This is a genomic window from Ruminococcus sp. RTP21359st1_H3_RTP21359_211015, assembly GCF_040909065.1.
In the GTDB taxonomy this organism is placed as follows: domain Bacteria; phylum Bacillota; class Clostridia; order Oscillospirales; family Ruminococcaceae; genus Hominimerdicola; species Hominimerdicola aceti.
The window spans coordinates 84,255-107,685 of the sequence record NZ_JBDGDD010000005.1; the positions used below are offsets into that span (position 1 = coordinate 84,255).

17 protein-coding genes and 1 tRNA gene are annotated in these 23,431 nt (G+C 44.1%); 4 read left to right on the forward strand and 14 right to left on the reverse strand.

What is annotated here, in order from left to right; translation table 11 throughout:
• The first annotated feature begins 58 nt into the window (after window positions 1-58).
• Window positions 59-769, forward strand: a complete 711-nt coding sequence (locus tag AB5Z01_RS03480) for a DUF421 domain-containing protein (protein ID WP_287215985.1) — start codon at window positions 59-61, stop codon at window positions 767-769.
• Here AB5Z01_RS03480 and AB5Z01_RS03485 read toward each other — a convergent pair.
• The 10 genes from AB5Z01_RS03485 to ypeB form a co-directional block, all read right to left on the reverse strand.
• Window positions 757-1,362 (reverse strand): nucleoside triphosphate pyrophosphatase, encoded by a 606-nt coding sequence (locus AB5Z01_RS03485; RefSeq protein WP_181979751.1) that lies wholly within the window; start codon window positions 1,360-1,362, stop codon window positions 757-759. The genes AB5Z01_RS03480 and AB5Z01_RS03485 overlap by 13 nt on opposite strands.
• A 79-nt stretch (window positions 1,363-1,441) precedes the next feature.
• Window positions 1,442-2,137, reverse strand: a complete 696-nt coding sequence (locus tag AB5Z01_RS03490; protein ID WP_138336358.1) for a zinc-ribbon domain-containing protein — start codon at window positions 2,135-2,137, stop codon at window positions 1,442-1,444.
• An 18-nt stretch (window positions 2,138-2,155) separates the two neighbouring features.
• A complete protein-coding gene (locus tag AB5Z01_RS03495; RefSeq protein ID WP_287215988.1) occupies window positions 2,156-3,589 on the reverse strand; it encodes a SpoIID/LytB domain-containing protein in 1,434 nt (477 codons plus the stop codon).
• A 201-nt stretch (window positions 3,590-3,790) separates the two neighbouring features.
• A complete protein-coding gene (locus AB5Z01_RS03500) occupies window positions 3,791-4,891 on the reverse strand; it encodes a cell wall hydrolase (protein WP_195221551.1) in 1,101 nt (366 codons plus the stop codon).
• 109 nt (window positions 4,892-5,000) lie between these two features.
• On the reverse strand, window positions 5,001-6,071 hold the full coding sequence (locus AB5Z01_RS03505) for a class B sortase (protein WP_287215990.1): 1,071 nt from the start codon (window positions 6,069-6,071) through the stop codon (window positions 5,001-5,003).
• 5 nt (window positions 6,072-6,076) lie between these two features.
• Window positions 6,077-6,616, reverse strand: coding sequence for a CinA family protein (locus AB5Z01_RS03510; protein ID WP_287215992.1), 540 nt, complete (start codon window positions 6,614-6,616; stop codon window positions 6,077-6,079).
• A gap of 352 nt (window positions 6,617-6,968) precedes the next feature.
• A complete protein-coding gene (gene thiI, locus AB5Z01_RS03515; protein WP_117863880.1) occupies window positions 6,969-8,144 on the reverse strand; it encodes a tRNA uracil 4-sulfurtransferase ThiI in 1,176 nt (391 codons plus the stop codon).
• Between the two features lie 117 nt (window positions 8,145-8,261).
• Window positions 8,262-9,392, reverse strand: a complete 1,131-nt coding sequence (locus tag AB5Z01_RS03520; protein ID WP_368365330.1) for a cysteine desulfurase family protein — start codon at window positions 9,390-9,392, stop codon at window positions 8,262-8,264.
• Between the two features lie 390 nt (window positions 9,393-9,782).
• Window positions 9,783-10,394 carry a rubrerythrin gene (rbr, locus tag AB5Z01_RS03525; RefSeq protein ID WP_117863882.1) on the reverse strand — a complete coding sequence of 204 codons (612 nt, stop codon included), beginning with the start codon at window positions 10,392-10,394 and terminating at the stop codon, window positions 9,783-9,785.
• 17 nt (window positions 10,395-10,411) lie between these two features.
• A complete protein-coding gene (gene ypeB, locus AB5Z01_RS03530) occupies window positions 10,412-11,743 on the reverse strand; it encodes a germination protein YpeB (RefSeq protein WP_368365331.1) in 1,332 nt (443 codons plus the stop codon).
• A gap of 339 nt (window positions 11,744-12,082) precedes the next feature.
• On the opposite strand from ypeB, the gene AB5Z01_RS03535 reads away from it, so the two are divergent.
• Window positions 12,083-14,623: a GH25 family lysozyme gene (locus tag AB5Z01_RS03535; protein ID WP_287215997.1), complete on the forward strand. Its 2,541-nt coding sequence runs from the start codon at window positions 12,083-12,085 to the stop codon at window positions 14,621-14,623.
• A gap of 315 nt (window positions 14,624-14,938) precedes the next feature.
• On the opposite strand, the gene AB5Z01_RS03540 is transcribed toward AB5Z01_RS03535, so the two are convergent.
• From AB5Z01_RS03540 to AB5Z01_RS03550, 3 genes are all read right to left on the reverse strand, one after another.
• Window positions 14,939-15,595, reverse strand: a complete 657-nt coding sequence (locus tag AB5Z01_RS03540) for an HD domain-containing protein (protein ID WP_022287608.1) — start codon at window positions 15,593-15,595, stop codon at window positions 14,939-14,941.
• A 345-nt stretch (window positions 15,596-15,940) separates the two neighbouring features.
• Window positions 15,941-16,894 (reverse strand): GTP-binding protein, encoded by a 954-nt coding sequence (locus AB5Z01_RS03545; RefSeq protein WP_038672317.1) that lies wholly within the window; start codon window positions 16,892-16,894, stop codon window positions 15,941-15,943.
• A 190-nt stretch (window positions 16,895-17,084) separates the two neighbouring features.
• Window positions 17,085-17,161 (reverse strand) — tRNA-Arg (locus AB5Z01_RS03550).
• 357 nt (window positions 17,162-17,518) lie between these two features.
• Between AB5Z01_RS03550 and nrdD the strand changes: the two genes are divergently transcribed.
• Window positions 17,519-19,693: an anaerobic ribonucleoside-triphosphate reductase gene (gene nrdD, locus AB5Z01_RS03555; protein WP_332008310.1), complete on the forward strand. Its 2,175-nt coding sequence runs from the start codon at window positions 17,519-17,521 to the stop codon at window positions 19,691-19,693.
• A 255-nt stretch (window positions 19,694-19,948) separates the two neighbouring features.
• On the forward strand, window positions 19,949-20,467 hold the full coding sequence (nrdG, locus tag AB5Z01_RS03560) for an anaerobic ribonucleoside-triphosphate reductase activating protein (RefSeq protein ID WP_117863310.1): 519 nt from the start codon (window positions 19,949-19,951) through the stop codon (window positions 20,465-20,467).
• 107 nt (window positions 20,468-20,574) lie between these two features.
• Here nrdG and AB5Z01_RS03565 read toward each other — a convergent pair whose 3' ends face one another.
• The gene (locus tag AB5Z01_RS03565; RefSeq protein ID WP_332008313.1) at window positions 20,575-23,148 is read right to left on the reverse strand and encodes a cation-translocating P-type ATPase; all 2,574 of its coding nucleotides are present in this window, start codon (window positions 23,146-23,148) and stop codon (window positions 20,575-20,577) included.
• Window positions 23,149-23,431 lie beyond the last annotated feature (283 nt).

Sequence of the window (23,431 nt, forward strand, 5' to 3'; positions counted from 1 at the left end):
AGAATAATACGTTCGCATATGCAGATAATAAGGGCATATTCTGAAAGGGGTCACGCCTATGAACATCACTCACACCATACTTGCCACAGTTGGCTCTATAATCGTTATGTTTGCCATATCAAAGCTTCTTGGCAACAAGCAGATATCACAGCTCACGCTTTTTGACTACATCAACGGCATCACCATAGGCTCTATCGCCTCTGAAATGGCTGTTTCGCAGAAAATGGACGAGCTTATCGTGCCTGTTATCGCAATGGTGCTTTACGGACTGACAGGCTTTCTGCTGTCGGTGCTTACGATGAAGTCTATCCACTGCCGACATTTTCTTTCGGGCAAGCCTATCCTACTTATTGAAAAAGGCAAAATATATCCCGAAAACCTTAAGACCGCCAAGCTTGATGTGAACGACCTGCTTTCAAGAGCAAGAACATCAGGCTATTTCGACATCTCAAAGATATACTACGCTATTCTGGAAACCAACGGCACTATCTCTTTCATGGAACGTGCCACAGAAGCACCTCTCACTCCAAAAGACTTAGGATATGAGAAGCAGGACGAAAAACTTTGCACCGACCTTATCCTTGACGGCGTTATTATGGAGGACAACCTGAAATACGCAGGCAAGGAGATAAAATGGCTCACCAACGAAATAAGAAAGCAAGGCTGTTCATCGCCTGACAAGGTCTTTCTCTGCATAGTTGACGGAAACGACAAAGTGACAGTGTTCCCGAAAACTCAGGAGAGCAACAAGAAGATCTACTTCGACTGAACCTTCTTCAAAAACTCGTGCAGCTCCTCTGCAAGCCTGCTCACAGGCAGACCAACAACGTTATAAAAGTCCCCGTCTATCTTTTCCACAAGAAGTGCTCCAAGCCCTTGTATGCCGTAAGCCCCCGCCTTATCCATAGGCTCGCCGCTTTTCACATAGGCTTTTATCTCCTGGTCGGAAAGCTCTCTGAAAGTCACTGCGGTATCAACGGAAAAGCTACTGTAACGACAGCCTCTGCCAAGGGTAACGCCTGTTACAACATGATGAGTCTTGCCTGACAGCATTTTTAACATTCTTATGGCATCAGCTTCGTCCACAGGCTTACCGAGAACTTCCCCATCGCATATTACAACAGTGTCACAGCCGATAACAACGCTCAGGTCATAGACCGAAGCGATACATCTGCATTTTATCCCTGAAAGATACTCAGGGGCAAGCTCTGGTGTAACGTCCTCCGGTATTTTTTCGTCACAATCAGAGGGGATAACCCTGAAATTCTCACACATCAATGACAGCAGTTCTTTTCTTCTTGGCGACGCTGAAGCAAGTATAACATCATAATCCATAAGCTCGCTTGAAATATTCACTGACATAAAGATCTTCCTTTACTTCTTTTACTTCTTACTCAAAAAGGCAACGCACTTATTATCCTGCGCTGCCTTAGTTTTTTTATTACAACTTCATTCCGCACTCTGAGCAAAACTTAACGCCTGCCGGCTCTTTGTGACCGCACTGAGAGCAGAATACAAAACTGCTGTTTGCAGGCTCTTGCACCGGAGCTTCTGCTATCACCGGAGCAGGCTGTGGCATTGGTGCAGGCTGAGGTGCTGTTTCAGGCTGTGGGATAGGTGCAGCAGTCTGTGTCACAACAGGCTCAGGGATAGGAGCGGCTGTCTGAACATTCTGCTGAGCAGGATTGCCATAAACAGGATTAGCCTGTGGCTGATTATAAGCAGGTGAAACAGGGTGATTATGATAGCCCTGACTGTTTTGTATAACAGGCTGTGCGCCCATTGGAACTGCACCGCCCTGAGCAGGCTGCTGATAAACAGGCTGAGCCATTTCAGGCTGTTTTGTTCCGCAGTTAGGGCAGAACGCCATATTCACTGGTATCTCGTGGCCACAGCCGGAACAAAGTTTCATTCCTCTGATGGTAAGAAGCTGTTCATTAAGATTTTTCAGTTCTTCAAGAGTTGCGTCTATCTGAGCAATAAGGTTTTTCACCTCCGGCTCTTCTATCTTGTCAGCCATTCTGAGCTTAACAAATCTGCCTATCTCAGTATACTTATCGTTTATAAAGGCAAGCTTTGCGTCTATCTGTGCCTTTACTGCATTTTCAGGTGTATTCTTAGGTGAAAAAAATCCCATTTTTATTCTCCCTTTCGGTTATAATATTTCGTCTGTATTTTGCTCTGTGGCGATATTATCCTCAGGCTGAACGTCAAACGAAGTTGTTGTAGTATCAGGTGCTTCTGTAGCAGGAGCGGTGGTAACAGTGCCGTTCTCGGTCGGCTGAGTCTGTGCAGGCTCACTGTCCTCTTTGCTGTCGCCTGAAGCGTTTCCGCCTTCGTCAACTATCTCTGAATCCTTTATCTCCTTATCTATCTCGTCCTGCGACATCTGACCTCTCTTTACAGCTTTGTCATTTACAGCCGACAGACCAAGATAGCAATTCACATAATAGTGAGTAAGTATCTGATCATATGTATAGCCAGCCTCGGCATAATAGCAAGCGCCCCACTGCGACATTCCAACACCGTGACCCCAGCCATAGGACTTGAAAGTGAACACACCGTCCTTATAGCTTATCTCCATGGCGTTCGATTTCACATCAAAGAGATTGCAGAGCGTGATACCTGTTATCCTGGCTTCACTGCCATCATAGGTACAGCTCGTATGACCGTCGATAGTCACTCCGCTTATATACTTTCCGCTGAAAGCGGAGTCTATTTTAAACCAGTTCTTCACGTCGTCTGAAAGCTTTATATCAGTTTGGCTCTCGATACGCTCCTTGACCTCGTCTTTTGTATATGTAGCTTCAATGCCCCAGTTAGGATCTTTATCGTCAAACTCGCTCTTTACACGCTTGAGATACGGGTAAGAAACGCCCCATATATCCTCGCTGGTTGTAGAATAACCTGCTGTTGAAGCAGAATAAACTGCATTTATGATATTGCCGTTATACATAACGGTCTGACCCTCAACGGCATTTATACATCTTTCTATCTTTGAAGAATATCCGCTTTTAAGCCCCACCGTAGGTATAGCACCGATAGAATCGTTAAATCTGACCCATGTATAAGCCGCCACGGCCTGCGCCTTTATGGCTTCCTCGCCCCACTCACCGCCTATCTCGCTGTTGACTATCTGACAGAGCAGTTCATGACCATTAAGAGTGACAATATTTCCTGAGATTATATCGTTGACAGTATAATACTCATCAGCGACGCTTCTTGTATCTGTAAAGTTAGCAGGGTCGTTCTTTATGTCGTAATACTCGCCCTTATCCTCAGGCATTTCCACAGTAAACTCACTGGCTGAAGCCTTTTTCTTTGTGGTCTTTGCCTGCTTTTTCTGCTGAACATAAGACATATCATACTTATCCACAGAGGACTTTTTGAACTTCACAAAGTCATAGACCTCAGTAGCGGCAGTGGTTTTAACGCTTTGAGCTTCAACGTTTTTGACCTGCACCGCAGGGGCTTTTTCTGCGCCCACGCTTTTATTATCCAGCAGCAGCTCACCGCATATACCAACGGCAGTTATACTCATTACCGCTGCGCAGACATTTGCACATATCTTTTTTGTCATCAAATTCATCGTCAAGACACTGTCCTTACCTTCAAGCGGTCACACCGCAAAACATTCCCAATGGCAGCAAAATACTCACTGCATACCTAAATAATAGTTTATCAAATACTGAAAAAAAGTCAAGACAAAGCTAAGTTTCGTCCTGACTTTTCAGCATAATATACAATTTTACATCTACAATATCGGCATTTTAGCCAAAAACTTCAAATATTACTTGAAGTATCTCTGACCATCAAGCTCCATGCAGAATGTGAGTGATTCAAACCAAGCCGCTGTGCTTCCACCGCAATACTTTGGAGCGTAGTAATAAACTGCACCGTTTGAATTATCCTCGCCGTTCAGCGCTCTCTTTGCACAATCAATAGTGTTCTGAGTTGGCTTGTTTCTGCCGCTGTAATAGCCGTTTATTGCAGTGAACTGATTTGGCGCTGTAAGAACGTCGCTTATAGAGCTTCCAAATCTGCCTGTTTTCACTCTGTTGATAATAACATTTGCAACAGCGATCTTGCTCTGCTCTGAGCAGTTTCCTACCTCGCCCTGAAGAACGTAGCAAAGCATATCAAATTCTTCATCTGTATAGCTTATAACAGAACTGTTCGAGCTTGATGTTGTTGCTTTCTTTGTTTCTGTCTTTTTGGTTTCAGACTTTGTTGTCTTAGCCTTTGTTGTCGTAGTCTTTTTCGTTTCAGACTTCTTAGCTGCTGTTGTAGTTTCGGACTTTGCAGCGGAAGTTGTTGTTACTTCTGCCTTTTTAAGATAGTCCTTCATTACATATCCGCTGTAGTCGCCGTATGTAACCTTATACCAACCGTCGCTTGTTTCAGCCGTAACGATAACTTCCTCGCCTGTTGCAACGATAGCTTCTATCTCTGAGTTCTTGTCAGCCTTTTCTCTGACGTTCACGATCTCAGTTGCGACCATTGTTACGTTATTGACCTTTTTTTCTTTTGCTGCATTTTTAGTAGTTTCTGTCTTTTTTGTTGTAGTGGCTTTGGCGGAAGTTGTTGTCTCAGACTCTGCCTGTGCCATTTTATACTCGCTGATACCCGCTTTTCTCCATGTAACGGTGTTCATTGAAGTATAGGTCTCATCTCTCTCAGTTTCTGCTTCTGTCACAGAAGTGGTCTTAGTGTTGGTTATTGCAGCTTTTGTGTCCTTCTGAGCCTCGTTGTTGCCGCTTGTAAGTGCAAAGATACTTACTGTACCTATCATCAGCACTGCCAGCGCACCGCTGCCCAGCATTGTTCCTACTTTCCTGACCGACGGCTTAGCTGTTCGCTTTATGCTGTCTTCAGTTTTTTTCTGCTTCATTTTAATCACATTACCCTTTCCGACCGTCTGCACGCAAACCGTCTTCACTGCCGTCCGTGAGCTTGACGTCAGCTAAAATTTATTTTACACCGATTTGGTGTAATAAACATCAATAATCCCAGCCGAAATACTTCTTATTGTTTCCGTATACGTTTCTCCAGCATTTAGGGAAATAAATATCCTTATTTGCCTTGTCCTTATAGGAATCTATTATAAGATCCAGGTTATCGTCAGCTGTCATTTTCTTTGCCACGATCACCCACCTGAGATTTGAAGTTTCGTTTGTACAAGTTGAGAGCGATATATACTTATCGTCTGCTGTACACTCGATATCGTTTGAATACCACGAACGCTTTCTCACTTCTGAGATCCAATCGTCAAACTTATAGTCAGCGTCGTCAAAATATCTGGTAGTCCAGTATTTGAAGAGCTTTCCGTCGTCCTGATTTTCAAGTATTCCCGTCACGAACGCACCCACGATAACATACTTACAGTTGCTGTCATAGATAGTATTGAACTCGATAACAGGATATTTCTTAAGAAAATCCACTCCCTTTTTATACTCAGTAAGGTGAGTAAAAGAAGTTCCCACATATCTCATGTTATGACCATATATCGTGATATTGTCAGACTGCCCGTCCTTATTTATAGTAGACCAAGCGTCTGCATAAATGCTTCCCGATTCGTAATACTGCTTGTCTATATTCTTGTAAAGATAATATTCATTATCCTTGCCTTTAAGAACAGGGAAGTTTATATATTCATCACCAGCGGAATTTTTAAAGCCGGGGATCTTTATCCAGCCTACGACGTCCTTGTTCCTTTTCAGAAGCTTCTTAGCCCAACCCTGAACTTTTCTGTCCTTCGTTGAAGCCTCAGGGTCAGAAACGTCAATATCGTCTGAGCCGTTATTCTTGCTCAGGTCAACGTCATCGCTAAAGTCAGGCTCGTAATTTACGATCTCCTGCATATAGTTCTGATCCTGCTCGTCGGCTTTCAGAAAATCAGAAAGCTCATTAAGAGAAACACAGAAAAGCACGATAGAGAACATGAACACTATCTTTCTGAACACTTCTCCTGCTCTGTCGCCCTTCCACGGGATAAAATATCTTACTACTCTTACAAAAAAGTTTGTATCGTCCTTTTCGGACAGATTCATTGTTTCATTAGCCATTGACATTTATTTCAAGCCTCCGTCTTTTGTTCATACAGCTCAAGCACCATTCTCAGTGCTGTTTCTGTTGTAAGCATACGGATCTTTCTTCTGTCCAAATTCTCATATTCTTTATAAAGCTCAAGCCGTCTAACTATTTCTTTCTGACGACTTCTCACTGAAACATATACAGTTCCCACAGGCTTTTCCTGAGAGCCACCGCTTGGTCCTGCTATACCAGTAACAGCCACTGCACAATCTGCACCGAAAAGCTTCAGCGCACCCTTGCTCATCTCACTGGCTGTCTGCTCAGAATAAACAGTATACTGCTCCAGCGTTTCCTTTTTCACGTTCAGAAGCTTCATCTTTATTTCCTCCGTATAGGTGCAAGCACCGCCGAGGAACATTTCCGACGCTCCCGAAACGGAAGTGATCGTCTGGCTTATCATTCCGCCTGTACAGCTTTCCGCAGTACACAGCTTCCGACCGCTCTTTATCATATATTTTACTACACTTTTTGTAACTATGTCAATACTATCTGTAACCACTTTGTCACCTTCAGCAAATTTCATAGTAATAATCACCCCTTTTAGTTATATATTGCACATAAAAAATCGGCTCTTTTTGTCCATTTTGTTAATTCGACGATTTTCAAAAACCAATGTTAATAGCAAATTCTGTAAGCAAATGTTACACTTTTGTTACCAAATTACTGATTTTTCATTATTAGCAAGCCCGTTCAACACCCTTTTGGACGCAAAGAAAAGCCCTGAAAATTCGGGGCTTTTCGGCATTTTTCACCATGGGAAGACACAATATTCGGGTACAAAAAAGCGTACAATTAAGCTACAAGCTGTTACAGTTTTAACCCGTTTGTAACCTTTTCACAGACACCATGCAACGGGTGTACGCCATGAAAATACGCTATGCGTTTTTGATAAGATAAGGCTTTGTTCCCTCGATAGCTTTCTGGATATAAGGCTCCCAATCGAAAGCGTTCTGAGCGGCTTCAACGTCTGCAAGATTTGGTCTTGTCTTAGGGTGCTTAGGCGTGAAAACTGTACAGCAATCCTCATAAGGGAGGATAGAGGTATCAAAAGTATCTATCTTTCTTGCTATCTCCACAATCTCAGATTTGTCCATACCAACGCATGGTCTGAATACAGGCATACGGCAAGCGGCGTCTGTGCAAACCATTGCATACATAGTCTGGCTCGCTACCTGACCAAGGCTCTCGCCTGTTACAAGGGCTTGAATATCCTCTTTCTCGCATATCCTCTGGGCTATCTCCATCATAAGTCTTCTCATAAGGATAGTGAAAAGCTCCTCAGGGCAATTATCTCTCAGAAGCTCCTGGATCTCCGTAAAAGGCACGCAGAAGAAGTTTATATCACCGCAGTAAGCAGTGATTATCTTTGCAAGCTTCTCCACCTTCATCTTTGCTCTGTCGGAAGTATAAGGCGGAGCTTCAAAGTGGATAGCGGATATTATTGCACCACGCTTTGCCATCATATAGCCTGCAACAGGCGAATCTATACCGCCTGAGAGAAGAAGCATTGCCTTTCCGCTTGAGCCTACAGGTATTCCGCCAGCGCCCTCGATAGAGCCTGCGTGAACATAGGCGTTGGTTTCTCTTATCTCCACTGTTACTACAACGTCAGGATCGTGAACGTCAACTTTAAGGTGTGGAAATCTTTCAAGTATCTTTCCGCCCATTTCTATACATATCTCAGGAGACTTGAATGGGAACTTCTTATCTGAACGCTTTGCGTCCACCTTGAAAGTTCTCGCAGTTTCCATTTCGTCCTCGATATAGTCAAGTGACTTTGTGAGTATCTCGTCCATATCCTTTTCCAGAACGCAGCAGCGGCAGAGCTTAACGATACCGAAAATTTTCGACAGCTTTTCCACCGCCATGTCAACATCACTGTCATCATTAAGTGGCTCAACATACAATGTGGACTGCGCTTTTGATACGCTGAACTGTCCACAGCTTTTAAGTCTTCTTTTTACGCTCTTTGTCATCATGCTCTCGAAGCTTGATTTGTTAAGACCTTTCAGAGCTATCTCGCCATATTTGCAGAGAATGATTTCTTTCATAAATTTTATCCTTTCTTTACGAAAACTGCACAAAAAAGTTCTCGTCAAAAACCTGACAAAAGCGACCTTTTTCGCCGTTCCCCTTTATAAATAGTACAAAACATTTGTTTGCGTGTTTTACCTTACCTTGCACAGGTCATTTTGCGCAGACTTTATGCCCTCCATAAGAGCGTCGATATCAGCCTTTGTGGTGTCGATACTAAAGCTTATCCTGATAGTGGAATCAAGGCTCTGCTCTGGATATCTGAACTCTTTTAGCACAGAGCTTTTCTTGCCCTTTGAGCAGGCTGAGCCGCTTGAAACATATATCTCATGCTTTTCAAGATAGTGGAGAAGCACTTCGGACTTTAACCCATTGACGGCAATGCTTGTGACATAAGGCGAGCCGCCTTTTCGTGAATTTACGAAAACATCGCCGTTTTCGTTACACTTTTCTATGAGATAGGCTTGGATATCAGCCGCCTTTTCAAAGTTCGCAGAAACATTCGGCGCAAGCTTTTTCACCGCCGCACCGAAACCGCATATGAGCGGCACTGACTCAGTACCCGAACGAAAACCTTTTTCCTGTCCTCCCCCAAGCATAAAAGGCGGTATATGAACGCCCTTTTTCACATACAGTGCACCGATGCCCTTTGGAGCGTATATTTTATGACCGCTAAGAGATATCATATCGGCATTCAGCTTTTTGGCTTTCACAGGAATTTTCATAAATCCCTGAACGCAGTCGCAATGAGTAATCACCTGGGGATACTTTTTCTTTATCATAGAAAAAGCCTTTTCCACAGGGAGTATGTAGCCGTTTTCGTTATTCACAAGCATACAGCTAACAAGGAACGTATCCTCATTCACAGCCGCAAATATGTCACGGGCGTTTATCTCGCCGTTCTCGTCAGGTGATATCCTTATGACCTCACAGCCCATATCTTCAAGCTCCTGCGCAGGATTTTTCACAGCAGGGTGTTCAACAGAGGATATGACAACACGCTTTTTACGTTTTCCGTGAGCCTTGTAAGCCCCGAAAATAGCGGTATTGTTGCTTTCAGTAGCGCCTGAAGTGAAATAGACCTCATCAGGGGTAACACTGAGAGCGTCGGCAATGATCTCACGAGCGTCAGAAACAAGAAGTTCAGCGTCAAGACCTGCTCTGTGCAGAGAAGAGGGGTTTCCGAAGACCTCCAAGCCTTTCATTACAGCCGCTTTAGCTTCATCACAAGGTTTTGTGGTGGCGGCATTATCAAGATATATCAATTATCACAAGTCCTTTCATGTTTTATCGCAATTATTTTTATTATAACATATAATTGTGAATAATGCAAATAGCGGAGCGGTGTTAAGTGAGGAGTGAGGAATGACACAGCCGAACAGAGAAAGAAGCCAATGCAAAGCAGAGAAAACACCGAGCGAAGCGATTTTGCGACAGTAGAACTTGAAGCCAAAATGTAGGGGACGGCGCCCCCGACGTCCCGTTTCGGGGAAGTTCCAAGATATGGATTTTTTTACAAAGTTGAGTGGGTGAACGAAACGGGCGAACTACCGAGGTTTGTAAGGTTATCAAGGTTTGCGTGATAACCAATTCGCCAAAACCCCAAGTTCACATACAAATGCGGCACGGCATTTTCAGCCGCACCGCACAAAGCACTATTTATCACAGTTACAATTACTTCCCCATGAAGCCATTGACAGTCTGATATAATATCCCTGCGCTTCTCCGCAAACAGGACACCTCTCAGGGGCTTGCGTGCCCTCCACGATATAACCGCAGTTCAAGCATACCCACGTTTCAGACTGGGAGGAAGAGAACAGCTTTCCCTCTTTCATAAGCTTGCCAAAAGCTGCGAAACGCTTGCCGTGAACATTCTCTATCTTGGCGATATTCGTAAAGTCCTGCGCTATCTTTCCATAGCCCTCCTGCCTTGCGACCTCAGCAAACGCAGGGTAAACATCTTCTGATTCCTGACGCTCGTTGTGGTCTGCCATACCAAGCAAGGTACACATATCCTCCGAAATATCCACAGGATAACCGCCGTCAACAAACACGCTCTCCCCTGACAGCTCTTTGAGATGCTCGTAGAATATCTTTGCGTGAACTTTCTCCTGATCGGCTGTGAATTTGAACAGGTCGGCAAGCACATAAAGCTTCTGCTGTCTTGCCTTTTCCTCCGCCATTGTGTAGCGGTTTCTTGCTTGACTTTCCCCTGCAAAGGCTCTCATAAGGTTATCTTTTGTTTTTGAATTTCTGAAATCTGACATTTTTTTATCCTCCTACTTTATACAGTCAGTGTTCCTGACTTGCTTTCCACAAGAATGAGTATCTGCTCCTCCTCAGCGGTCTGTGCATTTATATACACAAGCACGTTCCTGCCGTTTTCTGCCCTGCACCGAAACTCATAGCACAGCTTCTCTTCCAAGCCGTCTGTAGGGATAAGTGCAAGCCTGCTGGATACTATTTCAAGGCGAGGGGACACGCTCTCTTTCGCTCGGCTTTGGGATATATCCGCTTCGGGAATATCTCTGTCATAGTGGTTCACCAAAAAGCCCTTTGCGTCAAAGCCTAATATCTCACCGTCGTCCATTGCTACTGATACCTTTATAAGGTCGGTGTAACAGCACACGTCAAGGTCGTTGTAGGCGAAATTCACTGTGAGAACGTTGTCGATATTCTCATAGTAGGTGGTTTTCATGGACAGTATGCCGAGGTCATCGAGAAAATCCTCTGCTGCCTTTACTCCCTGCTCGTTTGTAAGCTCTGTGCTTTCGCTGATACGGCTTTTGAGGAAATATGAGATATATCCGCCCTGCTTTGTCACCTCGCAAGCCACCGTCTTATCCTCGTTTGAAAATCTCCAGCATGGCATTTTGCCCTCTACCTCTGAGATATCTGTGAACACTGTGGAGTTCATGTTAAGCCCCAGGGAACAGCGTTCAAGGGCTTTGGTCTGTGAAACGTTCTCTGCCTCAGATGTCATGCGTGGGGTACGCTCCATGATATTGTCTGAGAATGGACCGTCATAAATAAGGCTTGGATAGCTTTCAAAGCTTCCCTCAAAGTCTGAGAAGCCATCTGTCACTGTGGGCGGGTCGCTCTGCTGTGAGCCTGTTTGGGTGAGGGCTATCTCACCGCTGTTCACTGAGCTTTCAAGCTCCCACATATCCTCGGAAAGTTCTTTGGAAAAGTCATAGAGCGAGGATATGTTCTCATACTCCTCGTCTGTTATCTCCTCGCCGTTCATGAGCCTCTCGCTCACTGCCATGGAGTAGTTTCCTACCTGTGAGAGAAATTTGTAGGTGTTTTCAAGCTGCAGCTCTTCTATGGGAAGCTGTGACAGAGCCGCCTTTGCCGAGGACGCTTCTCTGTAAAGCTTCACCGCAAGTGACTGGTGCATTTTCCCTGAGCCTGCATAAAGCTCCTTTTCAAGAGTGTCGCTCACGTTCTCTACTGCGTCGCACAGGTCGCCCATGGCTCTTGAATAGGTGTAGTTCACACTACGCAACGCCCTTTTTTCACTGCTCATAAGTTGTATATTTCTCACCGCAAGCACACCCACGACAGCCACTGTGAAAGACACTATCCTAACTGCGTTTCGCTTTGATATATCCATTTTTTATGCTCTCCTTTTCTTTTTTCTCCATTATTATGCCAGCTAAAATGCTGATTATTCTCATTAACTGTGCCTTGCAGTGCCATTTCAGGCACATCATGATACACAAAATTTCTTTCCTAATCTTGTGTATCATGAACATCTTTACTTACTTATTATTACATAAATCTCAAAATAAGTGTAATGATTTAACTTTAAAATTACTGAATTGTATTTATCTGTATAAACGCAAATTTGACAACGTTCAGAAAAAGGGCTATAATAAAGGATGTGTAAAAATTATCGTGTAAAATGGCAGGAAAAATGTTAACTCTGCCTACAATTCTACGGGAGGAAATTATGAAATTTATTCCAAAGCTGACTGGTGTGGTTTTGTCAGCGGCAATAATGGCTCAGTCTGTTCCATTCGTGTATGCGGCAGAGAAAAGCATTGCGTCAAGTGAGCTTTCAAATGATATCCAGGTATCAAAGCCTGAATATGCTACAGGCAATATGGAGGCTGATGGTCTTTTAGAGCCTGTCACTGAGGACGACCCTGAGTATCATAAATATCTTGAAAACAACGATCCATACGGCATTATGACAATGTCTGCTCTGTGGGGGGCTGACAGCCTTACTCATCAAAACAGATTCAGCGGTGTTTCAAAGGTCTATGGCATTGACGTTTCCTATTATCAGGGCAACATAGATTGGAAAAAGGTCAAAAACAGCGGTGTGGAATTTGTTATCATAAGAGTAGGCTACCGTGGCTATGGCAGTGCAGGAACGCTTGTGGAAGACCCTAAGTTCAAGACCTATCTTGACGGAGCTACCAAGGCAGGGCTTAAAGTTGGCGTATACTTCTATACGCAGGCGATAACCACAGCCGAGGCTAAGGCAGAGGCTAAGTTCGTTCTTGACAGGATAAAGGGATATTCTTTGCAAATGCCTGTTTATTACGATATCGAGTCTGTTGACTATGACACTGGCAGACTTGACAGCGCAGGGCTTTCCAAGGCTCAAAAGACCGCTCTTTGCACAGCTTTTTGCGACACTATCATAAAATCGGGCTACAGCGCAGGTGTTTATGCAAACTACACATGGCTAAACTACTACATTGACGGAGCAGGGCTTGGCAAGAAATATCCTATATGGCTGGCTCACTACACAAGCAACACCAATTATGACCAACGCATGGATATGTGGCAATATTCAGGAAGCGGTACTGTTTCAGGCATTTCAGCCTACACTGACGTAAACGTATGGTATTCGGGCAAGCTTCCACTTTATGTGTCCGACCTTATCTCAGTGTCAAACACCTCCACCTCCAACAAATTTGCCTGGAACGGCGCTCCTGACGCAACAGGATATGAGGTATATCAGGGAACAAGCCCTAGCGACCCTAAAAAGAAAAAAATAGGGGATACAAAGAATACATATTTTACAAACTCCAACAAGTCCACAGGCACTATGTACAAATACATGGTGAGAGCCTACAGTGACGCTTCTGGCAAGCGTGTTTACGGGGATTACTCTGATGTTTTCACCACCTGCACTCTTCCTGCGAACATCTCAAAGATATCCGCTTCTGCAAGGGGAACTTCTGTCACCATTAGCTGGGACAAAGTTTCAAAGGCGACCGACTACATCGTGGAGCATTATGTGAACGGTGCATGGAAACAGGTCGGCACAACTTCAAGCCTTTCATACAAGGTGAATGGTATCACACAGAACGGCGTTAATAAGTTCAGGGTAAAGGCGAGAAGAAATTACAGTGGCGTATACTACAATGGTGGCTACACATATGTAAACGCTGAGGTCACTGACATACCAAGTACAGTAACAGGCATAAGAAGCACTTCAAACACTTCTACATCAAACACCATAACATGGAACGCTTCCAAAAAAGCGGAAGGCTATGAGATCTATCAGTGGATAGGTACTAACGACAGCTACAAGCTCATAGGCACGACCACGTCCACAAAGTTCACAAACTCAAAGAAAAGCTCAGGCACGATGTACAGATACAAGGTAAGGGCATTCAACACTGTTGACGGACATCGTATCGAGGGTGCATATTCCTCTGAGCTTACCACCTGCACTCTTCCTGCAAACGTATCATTCTCCCTTTGCTCCACTGACGTTGATTCCATAACACTCAACTGGAACAAGGTATCAAAGGCTACAGGCTATCAGGTAGAGATGTACACAAACGGAACATGGAAAACTCTCTCCACCATTTCGGGAACGAGCTACACTGCAAGCGATCTTTCACAGAAAACAGCTTATCGTTTCAGAGTGAGAGCCATAAGAAATTATAACTACATAAACTACTACGGTGACTACACTGAAAAGGACATCACCATTCGTCCTGCAAACACACCAAAGGGGCTTTCCTCATCAGTGAACACATCAAGTTCTAACACTATCACATGGGAAAGCGTGAATGGAGTATCTGGCTACAGCGTTTATCAGTGGATAGGCACTACCGACAGCTACAAAAAGCTCGGCGACACTGCTTATCCGTACTACATCAACTCAGGCAAGTCATCAGGCACTATGTACACATACAGAGTAAAGGCATATTATGTAAGCGACAATGTTATGCAATACAGCAAGCCTGCACAGGTGGTCACCTGCACACTTCCTGCAAACGTCACTGTCAAAACGGCAAAGCGTTCGGGAAGCAACATCTCACTTGCATGGAACAAGGTATCAAAAGCCACAGGATATGAGATATATGTGAAGTCAGGAAGCAGTTGGAAGAAGCTCACCACAACATCAGGCAAAAGCTACACTGCAAAAAATCTGTCAGACACTAAAACATTCAAAATAAGGGCATACAGAAAATACAATGGTGTGAACTATTATGGTGCTTATACTGAAAAGACGGTTAAATAGTCACTCGCCGTGACGGGCATTTTACGCCATACATTGTGATATGATACAAATTTGCACCGCTGAATAAAAATGAGGGGCGACCTTAGGTCGTCCCTTTTTTTGCACAATTTTCAATATCCGCACAACATTATTGTAGGGGCTGGCGCCCTCGACAGCCCGTCCCCTCGACGTTTCGTCTGCAATCTCATTTGTATTATCCGCACAATGTTGCTCTACACAAATTCTGGATAATCCAAACCATATCGCCCCGAGTGGGACGTCGTATTTCTGCAAAGCAGAAATTGCGCCGCTCCCCTACATAGTTTGTACGTTAAATCACAATACTTTGCTTCCATTTGCTGTAAGCTTGAACTTTGCTCCCAGAACACCTGCCGCACCTCTGCACATAAGCATACGCTGCAGGAAAATGTCAAAATAGTCATACATGGTGCAGATACTTTCGTCTATCTGCAAATTAAGGGATATGACCTTTTTATCAGCATTTATCTTTAAGCTCGCTTCTGTTACCGCATAGTTCACCCTGTCATGGATATCAAAAGAGGACTTATCCTTATTTGACACACGATTTCTTCGCACGTCTGTTTTATCACCTATTATCACTGCGGCTGACACCGGGTCTGTTGCGCCCCCTGTTGATTCGTCATGGCTTCCAATGCAGGAAACTATCGTCACCCTATCTTCCAATGGCATATCAGTGTCTTTGAGAATATCGTTTGCAAGTATTGCACCATACTCTGCATGGTGTGTACGATTGACAGCGTTGCCGATATCGTGCATATACCCTGCTATCTTTGCAAGCTCTATGGTATGCTCATCATAGCCGAACTCTTTAAGTATTGCGGCGGCTCTGTCTGCCACAAGAGTGGTATGCACCTCTGAATGGTCTGTAAAACCCAGAGATGTAAGATTTATCCCTGCCCTTTTTATAAATGCTTTTATTTCCTTGTTTTTTCTTATCTCTTTGTATGTCATTGATTTCTCCTGTTGGTTTATGATTATATTTATCTACGCAAGGCTTTTTACGTCCAAATAATGTATTGTAGGGGCGAACAGTGTTCGCCCGCATTTGCTCGCCTGCATGAATTTGCGATTATACAAACCATGTCGCTCTCCAAACGGGACGTCGTATTTCTGCAAAGCAGAAATTGCGCCGCTCCCCTACAGTCACTCGCCGTGACGGGCATTTTACGCCATACATTGCAGCATGAGATACACTTGCACCGATCTTTAAAATGTGTAATTATAACCTGCAATTATCATATCACTATCCAAGCTTATATACAATACATTCCGCATTTATTTTACAATATTTTGACACTATACAGGCACAAAATAGCCGTCGATGTGCTCTTTGTCAAGCCCCTCGCCAATGACGATAAACACCGCCTGACCTCGCTCTATAGGCTTAACAGTGATGTTCTTGTGGGTGGCGTTAAGCTCAAGCCACTTGCCCTCAGCGTTTTGCATAAAGCCTTTTACACGGAATATCCTTCCGCACTTGCTGTCGCTCATAAGCCTGCTCACAGCATCTTCCATAGCATTATCAGGAAGCTTCATATTCATAAAATACAAAGAGGTATAAGCTTTATCTTGGTCGAACCACAGCTTTTCGTGGGAATCAGGCTCATAGCCACTGTTGGCTATCCTTTCCATATCCTCATCTGTAAGCTCCGACCAATCTTTCATTATTATCTCAGGCTTAGTCATTCTGTGGCAATGGAACTTTTTCTGCACGGCTTCAAGGTGTTTTAGAGTATCCTCAAGCTCCTGTTTTGTGGCTTCCTGACATCTGCTCATGAGAACTATGCCTGCTTCCGAAAGCTGAGAAGCAAGAAGATAATCAGAAGCTTCCGACAAGTTGGTATCAAGGCAGGCATCTGCAATAGTTATAACGCTTCCTATCTCATACCAATTATCAAGAGGTTCTTCTCTGAGCACGTCAAAGAACTCGTCAGCTTCATAGATACCTGACGGCTCCACAATGACCCTGTCAAGACCGCGCATACCCATAGCGATAAGCTTGGTCTTAAAACGCCGTCTGTGGCAATCCTTATCAGCCGCCGAGACCATTTCAAGGTCGCAATTCTCGTCCAAAAGCTCCTGCAAAAGAAGCATATCCACATTCACTGCACCGAAATCATTCTCCAACACGCCAATTTTACAGCCCTTATCCAAAAGATAACGGGCATATTTTTTTATAAAAGTGGTCTTCCCTGCTCCGAGAAACCCCGTCACAAGGTCTACCTTGGTTTTCTTTTTCTCTGTGTTCATAGTTAATGCCTCCTAATGGTCATATTATACCACATTGACAGTGCTTTGGCAATGACAGAAATAAAAAAAACACGCCTTACGCTAAGTAAAGCGTGTTTTGTACAGGGACTCGCCCTACATTGTAAAAGTTGACAACAAAGCTTGACAACAAAAAACGCACCCTGCAAGCTCGCAAAGTGCGTAAATACGCTGGTGCGCCAGAAGGGACTCGAACCCCCGACCTACTGGTTCGTAGCCAGTCACTCTATCCAGCTGAGCTACTGGCGCATTCAACTCTAATATTATATCATATGCAAGCCCCTTTGTCAATGAGTTAATGGAATTTCTCTGCTTATTTTACAGAATGTTCACATCGTTTCTTGTAGCTTCACACCTTTATCATCCCTTTAAATGCCATTGTTTTTCACACTTTTTGTCAATCAAGTGTTTGTAATCATTTGTAATACTTTTTCGGCAAACTGCTCTGTTTTTAACCGGAATTTTTGTAGATTATTTATCATTCTATGCCCTTGACTTATATTCTGATTGTGGTATAATAGTAAATGTTCAATATTATGTTGTGATAAAAGAAGCCAACCACAATATATAGTGGTTGAGTAGGATAGAATGAAAGGAAGAGTATAGGTGAAGATAATAAAAAGAAGCGGCGCTGAGAATACGTTCGATAAGGAAAAGATAGAAAATGCCGTTGCGAAAGCTAATATCACTGTGGAGGAAAAGGATAGGCTCTCTGAGGGAGAAATAGGAGAGATAGCACAGAATATAGAGGACAAATGCTCTGAAATGAATAGGGCTATGGACGTTGAAACTATTCAGGACTGGGTGGAAGCCGATATCATGCGCCACGGCAAGTATACAGTGGCAAAGCATTATATCACCTACCGCTATGAGCGTTCTATCGTCAGACAGGCTAATACTACTGACAAGCAGATACTTTCTCTTCTTAACTTCGAGAACGAGGAAGTCAAGCAGGAAAATTCCAATAAGAACCCTACTGTCAATTCAGTTCAGAGGGATTATATGGCAGGTGAAGTGAGCAAGGATATCACAAGAAGATTTTTGCTTCCTGACGATATAGTTGAAGCTCACGAAAAAGGTCTGATACATTTCCACGACGCCGATTATTTCGCTCAGCATATGCACAACTGCTGTCTTGTCAATCTTGAGGATATGCTCCAGAACGGCACTGTCATAAGCGAAGTCATGATAGAAAAGCCACACAGCTTCTCTACAGCCTGCAATATCGCTACACAATCTATCGCTCAGATAGCTTCTTCACAGTATGGCGGACAGAGTATCACACTTTCCCACCTTGCTCCGTTCGTTCAGATATCCCGTGATAAATACCGCCGTGAGGTAAAAAAAGAGTTCGCAGAGCTTAATATCCCTGCCGACGAGGATACTATAAATAAGGTAGCCGAAATGAGAGTAAAGGCTGAGATAGTTCAGGGCGTTCAGATGATACAGTATCAGGTCATCACTCTTATGACAACAAATGGTCAAGCACCTTTCGTTACTGTTTTCATGTACCTTGACGAGGTGCCGGAGGGGCAGACAAGAGATGACCTTGCGGCTATCATAGAGGAAATGCTCAGACAGCGTATCCAAGGTGTAAAGAACGAAAAGGGTGTCTATATAACACCTGCGTTCCCTAAGCTAATATATGTCCTTGAAGAGGACAACATAAGAGAAGGCTCAAAATATTGGGAGCTTACAAAGCTTGCTGCAAAGTGTACCGCAAAGAGAATGGTTCCTGACTATATAAGCGAAAAGAAAATGAAGGAGCTTAAGGTAGACAAGAATGGCAATGGTCAGTGCTACCCTTGCATGGGCTGCAGAAGCTTCCTTACAACATATCTTGACGAAAACGCCAAGCCTAAATATTACGGCAGATTCAATCAGGGTGTTGTTACAATAAACCTTGTGGACGTTGCCTGCTCGTCATATAAGGATATGGATAAGTTCTGGAAGATATTTGATGAAAGACTTGAGCTTTGCAGACGTGCGCTTATGCTCCGTCACGAAAGACTTAAAGGCACTCCGTCAGACGTTGCGCCTATCCTTTGGCAGAACGGCGCATTGGCAAGGCTTAAAAAGGGCGAAACTATCGACAAGCTCCTGTTCGGCGGATATTCCACCATATCACTTGGCTATGCAGGTCTTTGCGAATGCGTAAGATACATGACGGGCAAGTCACACACAGACCCTTCAGCAACGCCTTTTGCACTTGAAGTTATGCAGCACCTTAATGACGCCTGCGCAAAGTGGAGAGCAGAAACAAACATAGATTTCAGCCTTTACGGCACGCCATTGGAGTCCACAACATACAAATTTGCAAGATGTTTACAGAAGCGTTTTGGTGTTATCGAGGGTGTAACAGACAGAAACTACATCACAAACAGCTATCATATCCATGTTACCGAGAACATCGACGCATTTGACAAGCTCACCTTTGAGTCACAGTTCCAGGCTCTCTCACCAGGAGGAGCTATCAGCTATGTGGAAGTGCCGAATATGCAGAACAACATAGAGGCTGTTCTTGCAGTTATGCAGCATATTTACGACAACATCATGTATGCAGAGCTTAACACAAAGAGCGACTACTGTCAGAAGTGCGGTTTTGATGGTGAGATAAAGATAGTAGAAGATGACGGCAAGCTTGTATGGGAGTGTCCGAACTGCGGCAACAGAGATCAGAACACTCTGAACGTTGCAAGGCGCACCTGTGGCTACATCGGCACGCAGTTCTGGAATCAGGGCAGGACTCAAGAGATAAAGGAGAGAGTTTTGCATTTGTGATTTTTAGGAAAACCCAAAAATTTTTTTGAGCGATTTTCAAAAAAAGTGAACATTATAGCCGTTAAAACTCAAAAGTTCAAAAATCAAAACTCGTCAAAAAAATGAACATTATAGCAAGGAAAACTCAAAAACTCAAAACTGCAAAATCCGAAAATAATGAACATTATTATTGACATAAAACAGCAAACAGCATATAACTATCGGGGCAATACAAAATCGTATTGCCCTGCGTTGTATGTATGAAAGGAGCGGAAAATGAATTATTGTGAGATAAAGAAAACCGATATCGCCAATGGCTCAGGGGTGAGGGTCACGCTGTTCGTATCAGGCTGCAGACACCACTGCAAGGGCTGTTTTCAGCCTGACACCTGGAACTTTGACTACGGCAAGCCTTTCACAGATACCACCGCAGACGAGATACTTAACGCCCTCTCAAAGGGCTATATAAAAGGACTTACGCTCCTTGGCGGCGAGCCTATGGAGCCTGAGAACCAGCCTGAGCTTACAAAACTCCTCCGCCGTGTGAAAACCGAACTTCCCGACAAGGACGTGTGGTGCTACACAGGCTGTACCCTTGAAACTGACCTGCTTGCAGGCTCAAAGTCCCCATACAGAACGCAGTACACAGACGAAATGCTGAGCCTTATCGACTACCTAGTTGACGGCGAATTTGTTCTCGAAAAGAAAAACATCTCCCTGAAATTCAGAGGGTCTGAAAATCAGAGGATACTTCATAAAAAAGACGGCATTTGGCTGCCTTGCGAAGATATGTAAAACAAAACCGCTCCCCGTGACATCACGAAGAGCGGTTTTTTATACAAATTGTAGGGGGACGGCGTCCTCGACGTCCCATTTATTGACCATGTGTCATGCTCTTGACCTTACTTTTCAGACTTTGTAAAGAATATCGCCTTTATAAGCTGGATAACAAGCATTGAGCCAAAGCTTAGAATGTATATCCATGCAAACTGCATACCTGTCATGTCTGCGATCTTGAAAAGTCCCTTGAGCGGTGGAACGAGCAGAACGGAGTTTAAAAATACCATTCCAAGACCGAACGCCATAAGACCGAACTTGTTGTTGAAAAAGTCCTTTGAGAAGATAACAGGGCCTTTTTTCTTGCACGAGAAGCCGTGGAACAATCTTGCAGAGCAAAGCACCGCAAAAGCCATCGTCATGCCAAGATCTGCGCTTGTCTTGTTTCCGATAAGGAAAGCCGACGCTACCGCTATCGCTATAACTACGCCATACAATGCGATCTCGCCCAGGAAAGGACGTGTGAGGATAGATTCGTTTGCGTTTCTAGGCTTGCGTTTCATGACCTCTTCAGAGTGCGGTTCAAGACCCAAACCGATAGCAGGAAGCGAGTCTGTAAGCAGATTAATAAACAGCAAATGTATTGCCGCAAATGGGACTGGAAGTCCAAGAAGCGAGTTGAAAAGCACCACAAGAATTGCCGCAAAGTTGCCCGAAAGCAGGAAGAGTATAGCCTTTTTAATGTTCTCGTAAATGTTTCTGCCGTTTCTTATGGCCTTTACTATAGTTGCAAAGTTATCGTCTGCAAGCACCATTGAGGCAGCGTCCTTTGAAACCTCAGTTCCTGTGATGCCCATTGCAACGCCCACATCAGCCTGCTTTAACGCAGGTGCGTCGTTCACACCGTCGCCTGTCATGGAAACTATACAGCCGTTTGCCTGCCAAGCCTTTACGATCCTTATTTTATGCTCAGGTGTAACACGAGCGTAAACAGCCTTGTCCTTTACAAAGTCAACAAGCTCTTCGTCTGAATAAGCGTCAAGCTCGTGACCCTCAACAGCCTTTGAGTTGTCGTCAAGAATACCTATCTCACGGGCAATAGCCGAAGCCGTAACGATATGGTCGCCTGTTATCATGACTGGCTTTATGCCTGCCTTGCGACATTCCGCAACGGCCGCCTTTGACTCCTCCCTCGGAGGATCCATCATAGCAATAAGACCGACAAACTCCAATCCGTCCTCGTCCTCTGGACATACGGTATCCTTGTCGAATTTTTTCTCTGCAAATGCAAGTATACGCAGACCTTTTTCCGAAAGCTCTGCCACACGCTGGGTTATAACAGCCTTTTCTTCGTCGCTTGAAGTTATCCTGTTTATAAGAACGTCAGCCGCACCCTTTACATATAGCACCTTCTCGCCGTCGATAACGTGCAGAGTTGACATAAGCTTTCTGTCTGAATCGAATGGTATCTCAGAAATTCTCGGGAGAGTTTCTCTCACCTTGTCAGTGTCTATACCAAGCTTTGTGCCAAAATTGATAAGAGCCGTTTCAGTCGGGTCGCCTATCTCAACGCCGTCCTTACAGCTTGAATCGTTGCAAAGTATCATGGCTCTTGTCATAGTCTTGACCTTTTCATCGTCAAGGTCAACAGCGTCAGTGTCGATTATCCTGCCATCTACCATTATTTTTCTGACTGTCATCTTGTTCTGTGTCAGTGTACCGGTCTTGTCAGAGCATATTACAGAAACGCTGCCCAAGCCCTCAACAGCTTGAAGCTTTCTTATGATAGCGTTTTCCTTTGACATTTTCTGTGTGCCGAAAGAAAGCACAATAGTAACGATAGAGCTGAGAGCCTCAGGAATAGCCGCAACAGCAAGTGCGATAGCGAACATGAACGAATCCATAAGCTCGCCACCACGAAGCATACTAAGTCCGAACACTACTGCACAGACAATAAGTATAGCAATGGAAAGCTTTTTGCCGAACTCGTCAAGCGTGTTCTGGAGAGGCGTTTTTCTTTCTGATGCGTTTTGGATAAGTGAAGCTATCTTGCCCACCTCAGTGTCCATACCCACCTCAGTGACAAGCATTTTTCCTCTGCCGTATGTGACAAAAGAGCCTGAATAAACCATGTTAGCACGCTCAGCCAAAGGCTTTTCGCCCTCTATATCGCTCATATCCTTGTCGATATTAACGCTCTCACCTGTAAGTGCAGACTCGTTCACCTGAACAGACGCACATTCTATCAGCCTGCCGTCTGCACATATCTGATCGCCTGCCTCGATAAGAAGAATGTCGCCCACTGCGATCTCCTCAGAGGGGATAATGACCTTTTCACCGTTACGAAGCGCCTTAGCCGTCGGTGCAGAAAGCTTTTTAAGGTTCGTCAGTGACTTTTCAGCCTTGACGGTCTGAACTGTACCCAAAATAGCGTTCATTGTGATAACAACGAGAATTACCGCACAGCTCTCAACGTCTTTCATGAAAGCTGAAACTATCGCAGCAATAATGAGTATAAGCACAAGAAAGTCCTTATACTGCTCTAAAAATATCATTGGAATGGACTTTTTCTTGCCCTCCGTGATAACATTTCGTCCGAACTTTTCGCAGTTTTTCACTGCCTGCTCGGTTGAAAGACCATTTTCACCTGATGAAAACTCAGTGTAAAGCTGGTCAAGTTTTTTTTGATACTGCTTCATAAAATACCACCTTTTTTATTTTTTCCTGTAAGCATTGCCGATATACCCTTCAAAGCCTCCTTTTCTCATAGGCTCAGAAAAATAAACGCATAAAAAATCGGCAAGACGTTTATTGGGTAAACTGCGCCTGTGGCAATTTAATCAATAAAAGTCTCGCCGTTTAGATATGCAGCGGTCCCTCATCGGAACGTATTGACGCAAACATAAACGGATCTCTCCGCCAGCTACTCTCTTTTACTATGAGGTTATTATAACCTATATTTTTGATTTTGTCAATAGTTTT

Excerpts from the sequence above, each read along its gene's own strand:
- AB5Z01_RS03480 (WP_287215985.1), top strand. The coding sequence starts at position 59 with ATGAACATCACTCACACCATACTTGCCACAGTTGGCTCTATAATCGTT.
- AB5Z01_RS03485 (WP_181979751.1), bottom strand. The coding sequence starts at position 1,362 with ATGTCAGTGAATATTTCAAGCGAGCTTATGGATTATGATGTTATACTT.
- AB5Z01_RS03490 (WP_138336358.1), bottom strand. The coding sequence starts at position 2,137 with ATGGGATTTTTTTCACCTAAGAATACACCTGAAAATGCAGTAAAGGCA.
- AB5Z01_RS03495 (WP_287215988.1), bottom strand. The coding sequence starts at position 3,589 with ATGAATTTGATGACAAAAAAGATATGTGCAAATGTCTGCGCAGCGGTA.
- AB5Z01_RS03500 (WP_195221551.1), bottom strand. The coding sequence starts at position 4,891 with ATGAAGCAGAAAAAAACTGAAGACAGCATAAAGCGAACAGCTAAGCCG.
- AB5Z01_RS03505 (WP_287215990.1), bottom strand. The coding sequence starts at position 6,071 with ATGTCAATGGCTAATGAAACAATGAATCTGTCCGAAAAGGACGATACA.
- AB5Z01_RS03510 (WP_287215992.1), bottom strand. The coding sequence starts at position 6,616 with ATGAAATTTGCTGAAGGTGACAAAGTGGTTACAGATAGTATTGACATA.
- thiI (WP_117863880.1), bottom strand. The coding sequence starts at position 8,144 with ATGAAAGAAATCATTCTCTGCAAATATGGCGAGATAGCTCTGAAAGGT.
- rbr (WP_117863882.1), bottom strand. The coding sequence starts at position 10,394 with ATGTCAGATTTCAGAAATTCAAAAACAAAAGATAACCTTATGAGAGCC.
- ypeB (WP_368365331.1), bottom strand. The coding sequence starts at position 11,743 with ATGGATATATCAAAGCGAAACGCAGTTAGGATAGTGTCTTTCACAGTG.
- AB5Z01_RS03535 (WP_287215997.1), top strand. The coding sequence starts at position 12,083 with ATGAAATTTATTCCAAAGCTGACTGGTGTGGTTTTGTCAGCGGCAATA.
- AB5Z01_RS03540 (WP_022287608.1), bottom strand. The coding sequence starts at position 15,595 with ATGACATACAAAGAGATAAGAAAAAACAAGGAAATAAAAGCATTTATA.
- AB5Z01_RS03545 (WP_038672317.1), bottom strand. The coding sequence starts at position 16,894 with ATGAACACAGAGAAAAAGAAAACCAAGGTAGACCTTGTGACGGGGTTT.
- nrdG (WP_117863310.1), top strand. The coding sequence starts at position 19,949 with ATGAATTATTGTGAGATAAAGAAAACCGATATCGCCAATGGCTCAGGG.
- AB5Z01_RS03565 (WP_332008313.1), bottom strand. The coding sequence starts at position 23,148 with ATGAAGCAGTATCAAAAAAAACTTGACCAGCTTTACACTGAGTTTTCA.